Annotated in this window: 17 protein-coding genes and 1 tRNA gene; 12 read left to right on the top strand and 6 right to left on the bottom strand. The window is 53.4% G+C overall.

The genetic code is table 11. The features are described from left to right. Positions 1–12 precede the first annotated feature (12 nt). The 3 genes from NB069_RS18010 to NB069_RS18000 all read left to right on the top strand — a co-directional run bounded on the left by NB069_RS18010 (position 13) and on the right by NB069_RS18000 (position 1,608). Positions 13–86 (top strand) — tRNA-Gly (locus NB069_RS18010). Between the two features lie 161 nt (positions 87–247). Continuing rightward, complete coding sequence (locus tag NB069_RS18005) at positions 248–877, top strand: helix-turn-helix domain-containing protein (protein ID WP_250585766.1); 630 nt, start codon at positions 248–250, stop codon at positions 875–877. 113 nt (positions 878–990) lie between these two features. Next, positions 991–1,608, top strand: coding sequence for an outer membrane beta-barrel protein (locus NB069_RS18000; RefSeq protein WP_250585764.1), 618 nt, complete (start codon positions 991–993; stop codon positions 1,606–1,608). A 64-nt stretch (positions 1,609–1,672) separates the two neighbouring features. On the opposite strand, the gene NB069_RS17995 is transcribed toward NB069_RS18000, so the two are convergent. Next, on the bottom strand, positions 1,673–2,035 hold the full coding sequence (locus tag NB069_RS17995) for a hypothetical protein (RefSeq protein WP_250585763.1): 363 nt from the start codon (positions 2,033–2,035) through the stop codon (positions 1,673–1,675). Positions 2,036–2,221: 186 nt separating this feature from the next. Between NB069_RS17995 and yjdI the strand changes: the two genes are divergently transcribed. Continuing rightward, the gene (yjdI, locus tag NB069_RS17990) at positions 2,222–2,452 is read left to right on the top strand and encodes a 4Fe-4S mono-cluster protein YjdI (RefSeq protein ID WP_250585761.1); all 231 of its coding nucleotides are present in this window, start codon (positions 2,222–2,224) and stop codon (positions 2,450–2,452) included. A 10-nt stretch (positions 2,453–2,462) separates the two neighbouring features. Next, positions 2,463–2,735 (top strand): GNAT family N-acetyltransferase, encoded by a 273-nt coding sequence (locus NB069_RS17985; protein WP_039029866.1) that lies wholly within the window; start codon positions 2,463–2,465, stop codon positions 2,733–2,735. A gap of 34 nt (positions 2,736–2,769) precedes the next feature. Here the strand turns inward: NB069_RS17985 and NB069_RS17980 are convergent, their stop codons facing one another. Next, positions 2,770–3,999, bottom strand: a complete 1,230-nt coding sequence (locus tag NB069_RS17980; protein ID WP_250585759.1) for an amino acid permease — start codon at positions 3,997–3,999, stop codon at positions 2,770–2,772. 118 nt (positions 4,000–4,117) lie between these two features. Beyond that, complete coding sequence (locus tag NB069_RS17975) at positions 4,118–4,579, bottom strand: multidrug/biocide efflux PACE transporter (protein ID WP_250585757.1); 462 nt, start codon at positions 4,577–4,579, stop codon at positions 4,118–4,120. A gap of 104 nt (positions 4,580–4,683) precedes the next feature. Between NB069_RS17975 and NB069_RS17970 the strand changes: the two genes are divergently transcribed. Beyond that, positions 4,684–5,559 carry a LysR family transcriptional regulator gene (locus NB069_RS17970; protein WP_250585755.1) on the top strand — a complete coding sequence of 292 codons (876 nt, stop codon included), beginning with the start codon at positions 4,684–4,686 and terminating at the stop codon, positions 5,557–5,559. Between the two features lie 72 nt (positions 5,560–5,631). Continuing rightward, positions 5,632–6,159 (top strand): cupin domain-containing protein, encoded by a 528-nt coding sequence (locus tag NB069_RS17965; protein WP_250585753.1) that lies wholly within the window; start codon positions 5,632–5,634, stop codon positions 6,157–6,159. A 14-nt stretch (positions 6,160–6,173) separates the two neighbouring features. On the opposite strand, the gene NB069_RS17960 is transcribed toward NB069_RS17965, so the two are convergent. Continuing rightward, on the bottom strand, positions 6,174–6,950 hold the full coding sequence (locus NB069_RS17960; protein ID WP_250585751.1) for a lysine/arginine/ornithine ABC transporter substrate-binding protein: 777 nt from the start codon (positions 6,948–6,950) through the stop codon (positions 6,174–6,176). A gap of 15 nt (positions 6,951–6,965) precedes the next feature. Further along, positions 6,966–8,144, bottom strand: a complete 1,179-nt coding sequence (locus NB069_RS17955) for a M20 aminoacylase family protein (protein ID WP_250585749.1) — start codon at positions 8,142–8,144, stop codon at positions 6,966–6,968. A gap of 236 nt (positions 8,145–8,380) precedes the next feature. Between NB069_RS17955 and NB069_RS17950 the strand changes: the two genes are divergently transcribed. Together NB069_RS17950 and NB069_RS17945 are read left to right on the top strand one after the other, a co-directional pair. After that, positions 8,381–9,559: an acetyl-CoA C-acetyltransferase gene (locus NB069_RS17950; RefSeq protein ID WP_250585747.1), complete on the top strand. Its 1,179-nt coding sequence runs from the start codon at positions 8,381–8,383 to the stop codon at positions 9,557–9,559. A 327-nt stretch (positions 9,560–9,886) separates the two neighbouring features. Further along, complete coding sequence (locus NB069_RS17945) at positions 9,887–10,570, top strand: oligogalacturonate-specific porin KdgM family protein (RefSeq protein WP_250585745.1); 684 nt, start codon at positions 9,887–9,889, stop codon at positions 10,568–10,570. Between the two features lie 146 nt (positions 10,571–10,716). On the opposite strand, the gene NB069_RS17940 is transcribed toward NB069_RS17945, so the two are convergent. Then, positions 10,717–11,892, bottom strand: coding sequence for an oligogalacturonate lyase family protein (locus NB069_RS17940; protein WP_250585743.1), 1,176 nt, complete (start codon positions 11,890–11,892; stop codon positions 10,717–10,719). Between the two features lie 455 nt (positions 11,893–12,347). Between NB069_RS17940 and kduI the strand changes: the two genes are divergently transcribed. The 3 genes from kduI (at position 12,348) to araE (ending at position 15,737) form a co-directional block, all read left to right on the top strand. Then, complete coding sequence (gene kduI, locus NB069_RS17935) at positions 12,348–13,184, top strand: 5-dehydro-4-deoxy-D-glucuronate isomerase (RefSeq protein WP_077227196.1); 837 nt, start codon at positions 12,348–12,350, stop codon at positions 13,182–13,184. Positions 13,185–13,245: 61 nt separating this feature from the next. Continuing rightward, entirely contained in the window at positions 13,246–14,007 is a 762-nt protein-coding gene (gene kduD / locus NB069_RS17930) for a 2-dehydro-3-deoxy-D-gluconate 5-dehydrogenase KduD (RefSeq protein ID WP_032613810.1), read from the top strand. A 314-nt stretch (positions 14,008–14,321) separates the two neighbouring features. Continuing rightward, entirely contained in the window at positions 14,322–15,737 is a 1,416-nt protein-coding gene (araE, locus tag NB069_RS17925; RefSeq protein WP_250585741.1) for an arabinose-proton symporter AraE, read from the top strand. The last annotated feature ends 90 nt before the right edge of the window (positions 15,738–15,827 follow it).

Here is a 15,827-nt window from a genome sequence, read left to right as displayed (position 1 = left end):
ACGCACCTCAAAGCGGGCGTAGTTCAATGGTAGAACGAGAGCTTCCCAAGCTCTATACGAGGGTTCGATTCCCTTCGCCCGCTCCAGCTTCATCCTTCCATCAGCATGTCCTGACGTAAAAATTTAAAAATAAACAATTTAAATTTTACCCATCGTTTATTCGTTGCTATATCTGAAAGCCGAAATGCGTCTATAGCTTTACTCTCCAGGCTACTCTGACTACTACCCAAAGTTATCAGGTCATACTATGCATCTTATTTCACCCGTTCGCCCCGAAGAGTCCATGCAACGTCTGTTGGAGGCGCTTGAGCCGATTGCGGAGAAAATCCAGGTGATCCCGCGTAAAAGAATGACCTGGAACTACAAAGGCCGTCCCCAGCTCTACTTCTTTCTGGAAGGGGAGCTATCCATACTGCGTGCCTCCGATGGGCTGCTGATCGTCACAGTGTATGAAGCGCATCTTTTTGGCATTGCAGAGATGATTCAGCCGACGAAAGGCCATATTTTGCGTACCGAGTCTGAATCGACGATGTTACGGATTGATGCAAACCAGGCGTCGGAGATCATCACCCAGCGAGGGTTGTGGGCGGACGTGGCAACGGTGCTGTCGTACCATACCGCTTATCTGTTTTATCGTGACGCACTGGTCGTCCAGCAGCGAACCTATTCGGTGATCCGTAACCACCTGCTGGAGATGATAACGCTGCCGGAACAGACCCGCATGCGCATCTCTATTCTGGATTATATTCAGGACAGAACGCTACTCTCACGCAGTAGTGTTCTGAATGTCATTTCTTCCCTGAAAAAAGAGGGATATATCGACTTTAAACGTGGCGGCTATCTCCTGGAAATAAAGGATCTGCCTGAGAGTTTTTGATTGAAAATTTAATTTTAAACAGAATGATAATTAACCTGAAAGCGGTTTTTGTATATCGTTTCACTACTGAGAAATAAAGAGATTTACCTACAGTAAATGTGGACGAGATTATTATGAAAAAGACCGTTGTTGCTTTAATTATCGTAAGTGCTTTCACCTCTTCCGCAGCGTTTGCCGCGGGCGATGCCGGAACCTGGTACAGTGGTGGAAAGTTCGGATGGACACACTATTTCGATACCAATACGGGTAGTAAAGCACTGGATAATAATAGTGGCTCCAGCCATTTTAACGTGGATCAGGACAACGTCGGTGGAGGTATCTATACCGGTTACCAGATTAACTCATGGCTTGCTGTTGAAGGCGGCTACGATTATTTAGGTAATATGCAGATTAAAGGTCGTCACAGCGGCGCGGGTGCCACAATGAAAAGCCAGGGGATTCAGATGTCCCTGAAGGCAAGCTATGCCCTCACGCCAGACTGGGACCTGTATGGTCGCGCCGGGGCAATGGGATACCGTGCGGAATCAGATATCAGTGGGCACAATCGCTTTGAAACGGGTGTTCGCCCGCTGGCTGCGGTAGGTACCGAGTATGCCTTTAACGAAAACTGGGCAGGTCGCCTTGAATATCAGTGGGTAAGCAACGTGGGCAATGCCAATCAGATTGGTGTAAGCGGTGATATCAGTACGGTTACGGCCGGGCTGACCTACCGTTTCGGGCAGCACGATTGATACGCTGATAACCCATGCTCTCGTAGAACCCGGCACTGACCTGCCGGGTTTTTTGTATGGGAGATTAACCTGTGATGACAGGTTTAAGTACAATATGTATCTGCTGTAACCCCATTTCATTTTTATCTTTAAGGTATTGCTGGTTCATTGAAGCTAATGCTTCTAATCTGGAAAGAGAGGCGTAAACCGGCTGTACATCACTGTCCATTTCAAATATCTCTTTAGGATTTACATCCTGTAAATATTCTTTTTTAAGCGTGTCGGTAAGCGTCTCAATATCCCGTTTATTGGTATTGTACAGCGTAGCAATATGTGATGTCGGAGCCGGTAGCGTTTTTGCGCCAGGGAGGACTAAAGGAATGTGCAATCTGTTGATCTGCTCTACTTTATCTGGCTTCGGTGTGCTACAGCCGGCGACTGAAATCATACTTAATGCCAGTATGAATATCGGTATGGTTCTCATTATCTGACCTGTATTACTTAAAAACAGCGTTAATTATCCAGCCTGGATAGACAGATTGCAGATAAATGTTGTTTATTTTTAAACGAACAGGTTCAATGGAGATATCGCGCTATGCTTGATCCCAACCATAATAACCACAGAGGCAATGTCATGGATAACGAACTGCTGGAGGCGGGATACCGGGCCTATACCGGTGAGAAAATTGACGTCTACTTCAATACCGGTATCTGTCAGCACTCGGGAAACTGCGTGCGCGGCAGCGCTAAGCTCTTCAACCTGAAACGCAAACCCTGGATCATCCCCGATGAAGTGGATACCGATACGGTTGTGCGTGTGATCGACTCCTGCCCAAGCGGCGCCCTCAAGTACCGCCACAAATAAGCGAGACACCATGGAAATTCAGGAAGGCCATAACAAGTTTTATGTCAACGATGCCGAAGGCAACCAGGTCGCGGAGATCGTCTTTGTTCCTACCGGCGAACATCTCAGCATTATTGAGCATACCGATGTCGATCCCAGCCTGAAAGGCCAGGGGGTGGGTAAACAGCTGGTGGCAAAAGTGGTGGAGAAGATGCGTGCAGAAAACCGCAAAATCATTCCTCTTTGTCCTTTCGCCAAACATGAATTTGATAATACCCGCGAATACGACGATATCCGCGCCTGATACTGAACCTGCAGCGTGCTGCAGGTTCTCATTTTTAAGCGATAAACATCACCGACACGCACAACACCCCGATAATCAGCGTCAGCACATTGCCGACGGAGCGGTAGGGCTTCAGCGCCGGAATGAGGAAGGTCGACAGGGTCGGCATGATGAACAAAATCATGGCGATAAGCGGCCCGCTGATGGCATAGATCATCGAGATGGCATTGGGATTAATGCAGCACACCGCAAAGGTGATTAATGATACGCCCATCACCGACACGGCCCGGTTAAAGGCCCGGCTTTTCTTCACCCCAACCTGATTTAATGATGATTTCACCATCTCCGTCGCTCCTTCAATCACCCCGAAATAGGTCCCGAGAAACGACTTCGACATGGCGACAATGGCGACCACAATCCCGGAGATCCCAAGCCACGAAGGGGAGGAGGGCATCATGGAGAGTGCCGAGAGAATAGTAACCCCTTGCTCTTTGGCGGCGACGATGTACGACGGCGGGATCGACAGCAGGCAGCTGACGACGAAGAACAGCACGCTCAGGCAGATAATCAGGTAGGCCACTTTCATAATGCGGGTGCATTTGCCCATGGCGGCGTCGCCATATTTCTCCCGCCGGTCGACGGCAAAGGTCGAAATGATCGGCGTATGGCTAAAGGCGAACACCATCACCGGAATGGAGATCCACACCTGGTGCAGCGTATGTTGATCGAAGGTCATCTGGCTGGTGAGCAGCGAGGGCTGCCAGCTGTGGGTGAGATAGAGCGACACCAGCAGGAAGTAAGCAATCAGTGGGAAGACCAGAAAGCCCATCACCCGGAGGGTGGCATGCCGCCCCATCAAAAAGATCAGGTTTAACGTCAGTACCACGCCCAGACTGACCAGCACACGTACGGTGGTATCCACCGTTATATGCTTCGCCAGCTGTTCGGTAAGCGAGTTGGTGATCGCCACGGCATAAATCTGCACCACCACAAAAAAGGCGACAAAGTAGAGGGTGGTGATCAGATTGCCGATCTTTTTCCCGTAGTAGTGTGTCACCGCTCCGGTGATCCCTTCGCTGCTTTTGGTTTTAGCACAGAGGATGAACTGGCATAAGGCTTTGTGGGGCCAGTATGTGAATGGATAAGCCACAAGGGCGGTGATGAGCAGGACGATAGCCCCTGCAGACCCGAGCTGGATGGGCAGAAACAAGGTTCCTGCGCCCACGGCAGTGCCGTAGAGGGCAAAGCTCCAGAGGGTCTCTTCTTTAGACCAGATTTTCGACATGAGAGAAACGTATCAACTATAAAACCAACAAAAAGGAGACTATTTTACCACATTGAGGAGTTGGGGTCGCAGTTGACGCTACCGAAGGCGGGCCGGAAAGCATTTCCGGCCGGAAGGATTACGGGGTGATAATGTCTCGCTGCTGGCGTCGCTTCACAATGCGATCCCGCAGGGTGTCATACGCCCAGTTATAAACCATGGTGTAAGGCAGGAAGAAAATAAAGAAGCCAATCTCCAGCGTGAAGGCCTGAAGCAGGCTCACGCCCAGCACCAGCGACACAATACCGACCCCGATAAAGATGAACCCCACTTCAAAGCCAAGGGCGTGCAGGGCGCGGACTTTTGCGGTGCGGGGCACCTTATGCCGCGGCCACAGCCTGTCAAACACAGCGTTAAAGATGATGTTCCAGATCATCGCCGTGGTAGCGAGGATAATGGTTAATCCGCCCATTTCGAGCACCGGGCGCTGCATCAGCCATGCGGTAGTCGGTGCAAGAATTGCTGTGGCAATACCCTCGAAACAGACGGCGTGAAAAATACGTTCCGGCAGTTTTCTGCGCTGAACATCGTTGTGCTGCATAACGTCTTACCTCATAAAATGCCAGGATGGGCAAATAATCCGGCTATTTTTATCGCAATTATTGATATATAAAAGTTAGATTCCATCGATAAAGTAGATACATCATGCGCTACTCCCCCGAAGCGTTAACCGCGTTCGTCGAGACGGTGGCGGCAGGATCGTTCTCTGCCGCCGCGCGACGCCTGCGGAAAAGCCAGTCCACCATCAGTACCGCCATCGCCCATCTTGAAGAGGATCTGGGCTTCGCCCTTTTCGATCGCAGCGCCCGCCAGCCGGTGCTTACCGCCCAGGGCAGGCAGGTCCTTGGCTATGTTCAGTCGATTCTGGCAGCCAGCGCGCGGCTGGATGAGCTGGCGGTTTCTCTCAGCGAAGAGACCGAAGCGCGGCTGACGTTCGTCCTCTCTGATACCCTGCACCCCGACGTGCTGGAAGATATGCTGTTTCGTTTTGATGAGCGTTTTCCCCATACCGAATTCGAATGCCTGATTGGTGAAGAGGAAGACGTCATCGACCTGCTGCAAAAAGAGCGGGCGCAAATCGGCCTTACCGGGGCGCGGGAGAGCTATCCCACCGACATCGCCGCCGTTCGCCTGCCGATGCAGACCCATATGGCGATCTACACCTCGGCCACCCATCCACTGGCAGGACAACAACGCCTTGACGCGGACGAACTGCACGGCTGGCGGGAGCTGCGTCTTAACACCTATCTGGAGCGGGAGCCGGTGCTGGCGCAGGGGCCGGTGTGGTCGGCGCCCAACTACCTGATGCTGCTCAGCATGGCGGTACAGGGCTTCGGCTGGTGCGCGCTGCCCTGTGCGCTGGTGGAGGAGTTTGCCCCGGCAAAGGCGCTGGTGCAGCTCAACGTGTCGGGCTGGCCGCGCTCGGTGGCCATCGATCTGCTCTGGAACAAGCGCTCCCCGCCGGGAACGGCAGGCAACTGGCTGCGGAACTGGCTGCAGCTAAAAGCGGATCCGTTGTGAGAATGGCTGTAGCAGTAGCGAAACAAAAACGCACTACACTTAACGGAATGTCACTGCTGAGTGAGAAGAGCCATGACCGTTAACGATACCATTACGCCCCGGGAGCTGATGCTCTCGTCTAAAGACTGGGTGCCGAATCATCCCCATCTGCCGGTACTGATTTATAAAGGGGTGATAACGGATGGCGACGTTGCCGGCCAGTTCGAACAACGGTTTGCCGACAACGGCTGGCCACCTCAGTGGCGCGATGGGATTTTTGATTATCACCATTACCACACTACCGCCCATGAAGTCCTGGGCATTGCCCGGGGGACAGCGCGGCTGGTCATTGGCGGGCCTGGTGGTGAGGAGATAGACGTCGAAGCAGGGGATGCACTGCTATTACCTGCGGGAACCGGGCACTGCCGCTTATCTGCCTCTCTCGATTTTATGGTGGTGGGAGCCTATCCGCCGGGAATGGAATTCGATCTTTGCAAGCAGGCGGCGACGCCAGCGATACTGGCGCGGATCGTTGCCCTGCCGTTTCCTGAGCGGGACCCGGTGAACGGCGGCTCGCCCCCCTTAACCCAGCACTGGAAATTGCCGCCCTCCAGCCAGTGAAGGGCGGAGCAACGCTATTTGCCGGTATAGATATCGAAGCTGAAGTATTTCGCGGCGAGCTTTTTATAGGTGCCGTCGGCCAGGATCGCGGCGATGGCGCCGTTCAGATCCTGACGCAGCTGCTCATCCTCTTTACGCAGACCGATGGCAGCCCCGGCGCCAAACAGGGCATCGTCCTGCAGCGCGCCGCCGACAAAGGCGAACTCTTTGCCCTGCGGCTGGCTGAGGAAGCTGTACTCTGCCATCACCCCGGAGAGCACCGCCCCATCGATACGGCCGGATTCCAGGTCGCGGATCACCTGGTCCGCACCCTGATAGGCCACAACGTTAACGCCCTCGCCGCGCCATTTCTGGTTGGCATAGGTTTCCTGAGCGGAACCCTGCTCCACGCCGATGGTTTTCCCCTTCAGCTGCGCCAGGCTGTTGCCGGGAAGCGTGTTTTTGCGCGCCACAAGGAACACCGGGCCGCTGTAAATTTTATCGCTGAAGGCAATCTGCTCTTTACGTTTTTCGGTGATGTACATCCCCGAAAGAATGGCATCAAATTTACGCGCTTTAAGGGAAGGGATGATGCCGTCGAAATTGTTCTCAACCCAGACGCATTTCGCCTGCAGGTGCTGACAGATGGCATTCCCCAGATCGATATCAAACCCGACGACTTCACCCTGCGGGCTTTTGGACTCAAAGGGCGCAAAGGTCGGATCCACGCCAAAACGCAGCGCTTTCGTTTCGGCCGCGAAGGCGGATGAGGCAGCCAGCAGGGCCACCAGGGGTAAAAGGTATTTTTTCATTATTCAGTCCCTGTCTTAACGGCAATAGTTTTCAACCAGACGGGCAAAGAAGGAGGCCCCGGTAGTAATGATCTCGTCATTGAAGTCGTAGCCGGGGTTATGCACCATGCAGCCGCCTTTTTCCCCTTTCACGCCGTTGCCGAGCAGGAAGTAGCTTCCCGGGCGTTGCTGCAGCATAAAGGCAAAATCTTCGCTGCCGTTGGACGGGGAGACGCTGTCGAGTACCGCCTCTTCACCAAAGAACTCCACGGCCAGCTGGCGGGCAAAGGCGGTCTGTTCCGCATCGTTCACCAGTACCGGATAGGAATCATAGATCTCCACGTCGCTGGTGGCGCCGTAGCTGCGGGCGGTAAAGTCGGCGATCTCCTGAATACGGCGGATCAGCAGGTCGCGGATCTCCGGCTTCATCGAACGCACCGTCAGCTCCATCACCGCGCTGTCCGGGATCACGTTGGAGGCAATGCCCGACTGGAAGGTGCCCACGGTGACAACCGCGGTTTCACCCGGCGGCACGTTACGCGCCACAATGCTCTGCAGGGACATGATCAGCGCCGCACCGGTCACAATGGGATCCACGGTGCGTTCCGGGTGCGCGCCATGCCCGCCGTACCCTTTCAGGGTGATTTTCACGGTATCGGCAGAGGCCATAAAGTTGCCCTCATAGAAGCCAAATTTCCCGGTCGGCAGGTAAGGCATATTGTGCAGGGCAAAAATACGGTCGCAGGGGAAGCGATCGAACAGCCCGTCTTTGATCATCAGATCCGCGCCGCCAATGGCCTCTTCGGCAGGCTGGAAGATAAGGTGCACGGTGCCGTTAAACTGGCAGGCGTCGGAGGCGATATATTTCGCGGCGGCTAATAAGATGGCCGTATGGCCATCATGGCCGCAGGCGTGCATTTTGCCCGGTACGGTGCTGGCCCAGGGTAAATCGGTGGCTTCGAGGATCGGCAGGGCATCCATATCGGCGCGCAGGCCGATGGATTTTGTGCCCTGGCCTTTGGTGATCGAGCCGACCACGCCGGTTTTGCCGATCTCCCGCGTGACCTTATAGCCCCAGCCTTCGAGCTGGCGGGCAACCAGATTACTGGTATTAAACTCTTCCAGGCTTAATTCGGGATTGGCATGTAAATGACGGCGAATAGCAATGATTTCTTCTTCTGATTCTTTGATTTCTGGAATGATACAGTCGGACATTTGTTACTCCAGTGTTAACGCGTGTTTGCATTCCTAACTTATCGCCACGCCGGTCGTATTGCCAACGCGTTATCTAATAATTACCGTGAAAATTATCAGTTACGTGAATATGTGCCAGGGCCTTAAAGCTGGCTCACGGATTCTTTGTGATAAAACTCACTTTTTTTAAACAATTACATCATTAGTTGATAACAACCCCTCTACTATGAGCGGTGTCATTTTGCACAGAGGTAGAGATGAAAGACGTCGTGATAGTGGGTGCATTGCGTACCGCAATCGGCTGTTTCCAGGGAGCGCTCTCACGCCACTCGGCGGTTGAGTTAGGCAGCGTGGTGGTTCGTGCGCTGGTGGAGCGCAGCGGCATCGAAGCACACGAGATCGACGAAGTGATCCTCGGTCAGGTGCTGACCGCTGGCGCCGGGCAAAACCCTGCCCGCCAGGCCGCGCTGAAGGGCGGATTACCCAACACCGTCTCTGCCATTACCATCAACGACGTGTGCGGCTCCGGCTTAAAGGCGCTGCATCTGGCGACCCAGGCGATCCAGTGCGGTGAAGCCGATGTGGTGATCGCAGGTGGCCAGGAGAACATGAGCCGGGCGCCGCACGTGCTAACCGACAGCCGCACCGGGGCGCAGCTGGGCAACAGCCAGCTTATCGACAGCCTGGTGCATGACGGCCTGTGGGACGCTTTCAACGACTACCATATGGGCGTTACCGCGGAAAACCTGGCGCGTGAATATGGCATCACCCGTGAACTCCAGGACGCCTATGCCCTGAGTTCCCAGCATAAGGCCCGGGCCGCTATCGACGCGGGCCGCTTCCGGGATGAGATTGTGCCGGTCGTCGCCCGGAAGCAGGGCGGGGAGAGCCTGCTGGTGGATACCGACGAGCAGCCGCGCACCGACGCCAGCGCAGAAGGGCTGGCCCAGCTCAATCCTGCCTTTGAGCTCACCGGCTCGGTCACTGCCGGAAACGCCTCCTCTATTAACGACGGTGCCGCCGCGGTAATGATGATGAGTGAGAGCAAAGCCGAATCGCTGAATCTGCCGGTACTGGCGCGGATCAAAGCCTTTGCCAGCGTCGGCGTCGATCCTGCCTTAATGGGTATCGCCCCGGTACACGCCACCCGCCGCTGTCTTGAGCGGGCGGGCTGGGAGCTGGCGGACGTTGATCTGATCGAGGTGAATGAAGCCTTTGCTGCTCAGGCACTGTCGGTGGGCAAAATGCTGGAGTGGGATGAACGCCGGGTCAACGTCAACGGTGGCGCCATCGCCCTGGGCCACCCTATCGGTGCCTCAGGCTGCCGTATTCTGGTCTCGCTGGTGCATGAGATGGTGAAACGCGATGTCCGCAAAGGACTGGCAACGCTGTGTATCGGCGGCGGACAGGGCGTGGCATTAGCCATTGAAAGATAATTCGCGTTGATATATATCAACCAAACAGGCCTCCGACTCCGGGGGCTTATTTGTTTGTGACCCATGTCATATTTTTACCCTCGTCAGTAGATTCTCAAACTTCCGCGAAATATTTAACGCATTCGCTGAATCGGTAATAACGATTTAGTGTGATCGCGATCCGTTAAATTCCCTTTAAAAACCCTCTTTTGTTGATATTGCTCACGGCTGGCTTTGCCAAAAAAAATGAAACAAATAATTACGATCATGATCACTAAAATTACGTATTTAAAAAAATAAAATGCAATTCCATAAAAACGAAACATCATTTTAAACGAGGGTTTTTCCATGTTTAAGAAATCTCTGGTCCTTGCTTCACTTATTGGCGCTTCTTTCGCAGCTCAGGCTGTCACCGTGGATCTGCGTCACGAATACATCGATAGCGGCTCGAACGCAGACCGTGTTGCGGTTTCGCACCGTTTCGAAAATGGTTTTGGTTTTTCTGTAGAAGCGAAATGGAAGTCAGGCGGTGATAAAGCCGATCAGCCATTTTCGGATATTGTAGGCAACGGTCACGAAGATCAGATCAGCTGGCGCTGGAAAGCGAACCAGAACATTGCGTTAACACCAGGTTTTACGCTCGAAAGTAAAGACAGCTTCACCATTTATAAACCGTATCTGCACGCGCAATATAGCTTTGACAATGGCTTCTATGTCGCTGCCCGTTACCGCTATGACTACACCCGTTATCCATCAAGCTCGAATAAAGACGACGATAAAGTAAACCGTGGTGATGCGTGGGTAGGTTGGGTAATGGGCGACTGGCGCACCGAGCTGAACTACGTCTATGCGAAAAGCTCCGAAGGGAATATTCGTAACAATAATAAAGATTACTCCCAGGAATATAACGTCAAGCTGGCGTATAAAATCGATAAAAACTGGGCACCGTACGGCGAAGTGGGTAACGTCGGTGTGAAAGAGACCGATGAACGCCAGACCCGTCTGCGTGTCGGCGTGGCATATTCATTCTGATAACAAGCAGTACCTCCGGGATAAACCGGCTCTGATGAGCCGGTTTTTTTATATCTATTATCTGGCGGTGCTAAAAAAAACAGGCAATAAAAAAAGCCCTCCATAAAGGAGGGCAAGGCCAGTTACAGGAACACAAACACAAACATTTATTCACGCAATAATTCAGGTTGCTCAGGCAGCTTCGCAATATAGAGAGCAGGTTTGCCGTCTTTATCGGAACTAAACAGAACCGCTTTATCATCCGGGGTAAAGGACGGATGCGGATGGGTAACCTGACGGCTGTTCGCCACCGTTGCCCAGGAGGTATCGTGACGGGCGATGCGGAAGTAAGCCTTTTGCGCCACGTCAAACGCGTACAGATAGGGATCGTTGTCGATGGTGTAGCCGCTGGTATCTTTCACATCTACCGGCGTACCGGAACCGTCACCCACCAGCAGCGTGCCGTCAAAGTTGCTCATCAGATGCGAACAGGCTGGCATCTTCATGACCGCTTTGTTCTCGCCGGTGTCCGGGTTGAAGCTGTACACGGTACGCCCTTGCTGGCCTTTCAGATAAGAGACATACACCAGCGCCGAGCCGTTCGGGACCCAGAATTCATGGGTGCAGCTTTCGCCTTCGGCGTGTTCTTTTACCTTACGCACGTTGCTGCCGTCTTCGTTGACCATCCACATGCGGGCATCCACCAGATCGTGCGGACCTTCGTGGCAGAACGCGACGGTATTGTCGTCAAACGGACGGTAAATCGGATGGCCGAGCCAGTTTTTCTCTTCGTGGATCACGCTGCTTTCACCGGTCTGCAGATCCACCCGCAGCAGACGGCAGTGTGGGCCCTTATGGAAGAAGTCGTGGAAGATTTTCCAGTCGTTCAGCGGTGTCCAGTCGCTTTTCGCAATTTCGATGCCGACCAGTTTAGTGCAGTCGCTGTTCGCCACCCAGGTGCCGTAGCCAACCCAGTCGTCGCTGACGCGATACACTTCCCGCTCTTCAAGGGTGGTCAGATTGACTTCGCGCAGGGTGCGATCGTTCTTAACGTAATAGAGGGATTTGTCATCCGGCGACAGGAAGCCGCCAAAGGTATTATCGCCCGCGCCTTCGGTTAACTGCACCGCTTCGGCGTTTTTCAGATCCAGCAGGTAGTAGTTCCAGTGGCCATCGAATTCACCGGCAAACAGCAGGTGGCTACCATCGTTGAAAAAGCACTTTTGGTAGAAGTAGTTACGATGACAGGTAACTTCAGGGGGGGTCAGGCGGGTCACTTCCACGCCTGTATCCGGATCGCGGCTGACCTCATAGTTCAGTTTGACCCGCATACCTTTTGCCATGATGCACTCCTTGAATTCGACGGCAGGATCGCGCCTGCGCTCCGATCGGTAAAATATGAGTTTAAAAACTGGGTGTTAAAATATCAAAACATCGTTTCAGTGTGTGTGACTGGTGGCGCACTTCTGAAGGAAAACCCGGCAAATTCAGCAGATTCGTTAAATTCTTTGAGTTTTATCTCATCGCAGCATTAATGTGCAAATCAATTATAAACTACTGTTTATTCTATAAATTAATTCGAGTTGATTTAAAAAATGTTTAAGAAAAGCGTTGTCAACTCCCTGACAATCGTGATCACAACTGCAATTTTGAGATTAACTCGCAGAAAAAGTGAAACATCGTTTTGAATGTAATTGAAAACCTATTTCACAGCAGATAATATGTGCCCATCATGAAAACGGAACACCGTTTTGTTAATTATCCTGGCCCTTGGGGCCGATAAATTCTGGAGGTTAATGTGGAAGTCAGACAAAGCATCCACAGTGCGCATGCAAAAACGCTGGATACCCAGGGACTGCGCGATGAGTTTTTAGTCGAGAAAGTGTTTGTCGCAGATGAATACACCATGGTGTACAGCCACATTGACCGCATTATCGTTGGCGGCATTATGCCGGTTGCTAAAACGGTTTCTGTTGGTGGCGAAGTGGGCAAACAGCTGGGCGTAAGCTTCTTCCTGGAGCGTCGCGAGCTGGGCGTAATTAACATCGGCGGACCGGGCACCATCACCGTTGACGGCCAGTGCTATGAGATTGGTCATCGCGATGCGCTGTACGTCGGTAAAGGCGCGCAGGAAGTGGTGTTCGCCAGCGTGGACAGCGGCAAACCGGCGAAGTTCTACTACAACTGCGCCCCGGCACACACCACCTATCCAACCAAAAAAGTGACCCCGGCGGAGGTTTCTCCGGTCACGCTGGGTGACAACCTCACCAGTAACCGCCGCACCATCAACAAATACTTCGTTCCCGACGTGCTGGAAACCTGCCAGCTCAGCATGGGGCTGACCGAGCTTGAGCCGGGCAACCTGTGGAACACCATGCCGTGCCATACCCACGAGCGCCGCATGGAAGTGTACTTCTACTTCAATATGGAAGAAGACGCCTGTGTATTCCATATGATGGGCCAGCCGCAGGAGACGCGCCATATCGTTATGCATAACGAGCAGGCAGTCATCTCTCCAAGCTGGTCTATTCACTCCGGCGTAGGCACGCGTGCCTATACCTTCATCTGGGGCATGGTAGGTGAAAACCAGGTCTTCGATGATATGGACCACGTTGCCGTTAAGGATCTGCGCTAGTCGCGGACAGTTAAGCATAAACTTGCCTGTTCGTTCAGGCGCTGAAAGATAAGGATTAAAAATGATTCTGGATGCATTTTCTCTGCAAGGTAAAGTGGCGGTTGTGACCGGTTGCGACACGGGTCTCGGCCAGGGCATGGCGGTAGGTCTGGCGGAAGCGGGCTGCGACATCGTGGGTATCAACATCGTTGAGCCGCAGGAGACCATTGAGCGTGTGACCGCGCTGGGCCGTCGTTTCCTGAGCCTGACCGCTGACCTGCGTAAAATCGACGCGATCCCTGAGCTGCTGGATCGTGCGGTGGCTGAATTCGGTAAAATCGACATTCTGGTGAACAACGCCGGTCTGATCCGTCGTGAAGACGCGATCAACTTCAGCGAGCAGGACTGGGATGACGTCATGAACCTGAACATCAAGAGCGTGTTCTTCATGTCTCAGGCGGCGGCGAAGCACTTCATCGCCCAGGGCAACGGCGGCAAAATCATCAACATCGCTTCCATGCTCTCCTTCCAGGGCGGCATCCGTGTTCCTTCTTATACCGCATCCAAAAGCGGCGTAATGGGCGTAACCCGTCTGCTGGCGAACGAGTGGGCGCAGCACAATATCAACGTGAACGCCATTGCGCCGGGCTACATGGCGACTAACAACACCCAGCAGCTGCGCGCTGACGAAGAGCGTAGTGCGGCAATCCTTGAGCGTATCCCTGCGGGGCGCTGGGGTCTGCCAAGCGATCTGATGGGGCCGGTAGTGTTCCTGGCGTCCAGCGCATCTGACTACATCAACGGCTACACCGTAGCGGTTGACGGCGGCTGGCTGGCGCGTTAATTCCCGCCGCTGTCAAAAGACCTCTGCCCCCGGGCGGAGGTTTTTTTTGACCTGGATTAGCCATTGTCCATATGGATAAAAGAGAAAAATCCATGGTTGTTTTGCAAAAATGACGCGTATCACATATTTATTTGTTATAAATCATTTGATTAATAAAAAGTGTGGAATATTCATCCTTGTTTTAAATTGTAATGTCCATCACAGATCGACCCCTGCCAGCCAATAAATCCATATTTTCACGTTATACGACCTGACACTTTTTCAGGGTATCTCGTAATTTCATTTAACGTCTTACGCTGTTCTGGCAGGAAAATATGACATCTATAAATGACTCAACCTTTATGCCCCGTGCCCTGCGCGATACCCGCAGGATGAACCTGTTTGTGTCTGTTTCCGCGGCGGTGGCCGGTTTACTGTTTGGGCTGGATATCGGCGTCATTGCCGGTGCGCTCCCCTTTATCACCGATCACTTTACGCTCAGCAACCGTCTGCAGGAGTGGGTGGTCAGCAGCATGATGCTGGGCGCGGCAGTGGGGGCCCTGTTCAACGGCTGGCTCTCCTTCCGCCTTGGCCGAAAATACAGCCTGATGGTGGGCGCGATTCTGTTCGTGGCCGGCTCGCTGGGCTCCGCGTTTGCCACGGGCGTTGAGGCGTTACTCCTTTCTCGCGTGCTGCTGGGGGTGGCGGTGGGGATCGCCTCCTACACCGCACCGCTTTATCTCTCGGAGATGGCGAGCGAGAACGTGCGCGGCAAGATGATCAGCATGTACCAGCTGATGGTGACGCTCGGTATCGTGTTGGCCTTTCTCTCTGACACGTATTTCAGCTACAGCGGCAACTGGCGCGCGATGCTGGGGGTTCTGGCATTACCGGCGATCTTGCTGATTGTACTGGTGATTTTTTTACCCAATAGCCCACGCTGGCTGGCGCAAAAAGGGCGTCACGTCGAGGCGGAAGAGGTGCTGCGCATGCTGCGCGATACCTCTGAAAAAGCGCGTGAAGAGCTGAACGAGATTCGCGAAAGCCTCAAGCTTAAGCAGGGCGGTTGGTCGTTATTCAAAATCAACCGCAACGTTCGTCGCGCGGTATTTCTCGGTATGCTGTTGCAGGCGATGCAGCAGTTTACCGGCATGAATATCATCATGTATTACGCCCCGCGTATCTTCAAAATGGCCGGATTCACCACCACCGAACAGCAGATGATCGCCACCCTGGTGGTGGGGCTGACCTTTATGTTCGCTACCTTTATTGCGGTCTTTACCGTAGATAAAGCGGGCCGTAAGCCGGCTCTCAAAATTGGTTTTAGCGTGATGGCGCTGGGGACGCTGATCCTCGGCTATTGCCTGATGCAGTTTGATAACGGTACTGCGTCCAGCAGCTTGTCCTGGCTCTCCGTGGGCATGACGATGATGTGCATTGCCGGTTACGCGATGAGCGCCGCGCCAGTGGTGTGGATCCTGTGCTCTGAAATTCAGCCTCTCAAATGCCGCGACTTCGGGATCACCTGTTCCACCACCACTAACTGGGTGTCAAATATGATCATTGGCGCCACCTTTCTGACCTTGCTGGACGCCATCGGCGCAGCGGGAACCTTCTGGCTGTATACGGTACTGAACGTGGTCTTTATCGGCATCACCTTCTGGATGATCCCGGAAACGAAAGGCGTCACCCTGGAGCACATCGAACGCAAGCTGATGGCAGGGGAAAAGTTACGCAATATTGGGGTGTAGTGTATTGCCCGGCGGCGCTTCGCTTGCCGGGCCTGCGGTTTTCTCCCTCTCCCTGTGGGGGGGCGGAATCCCACAAAAAAGTGGCACGGT

This window comes from Leclercia adecarboxylata, assembly GCF_023639785.1.
GTDB classification, from domain to species: Bacteria; Pseudomonadota; Gammaproteobacteria; order Enterobacterales; family Enterobacteriaceae; genus Enterobacter; species Enterobacter adecarboxylatus_D.
The sequence above is the reverse complement of the archived record's forward strand: the minus strand, read 5'-3'. Positions and strand labels throughout refer to the sequence as shown.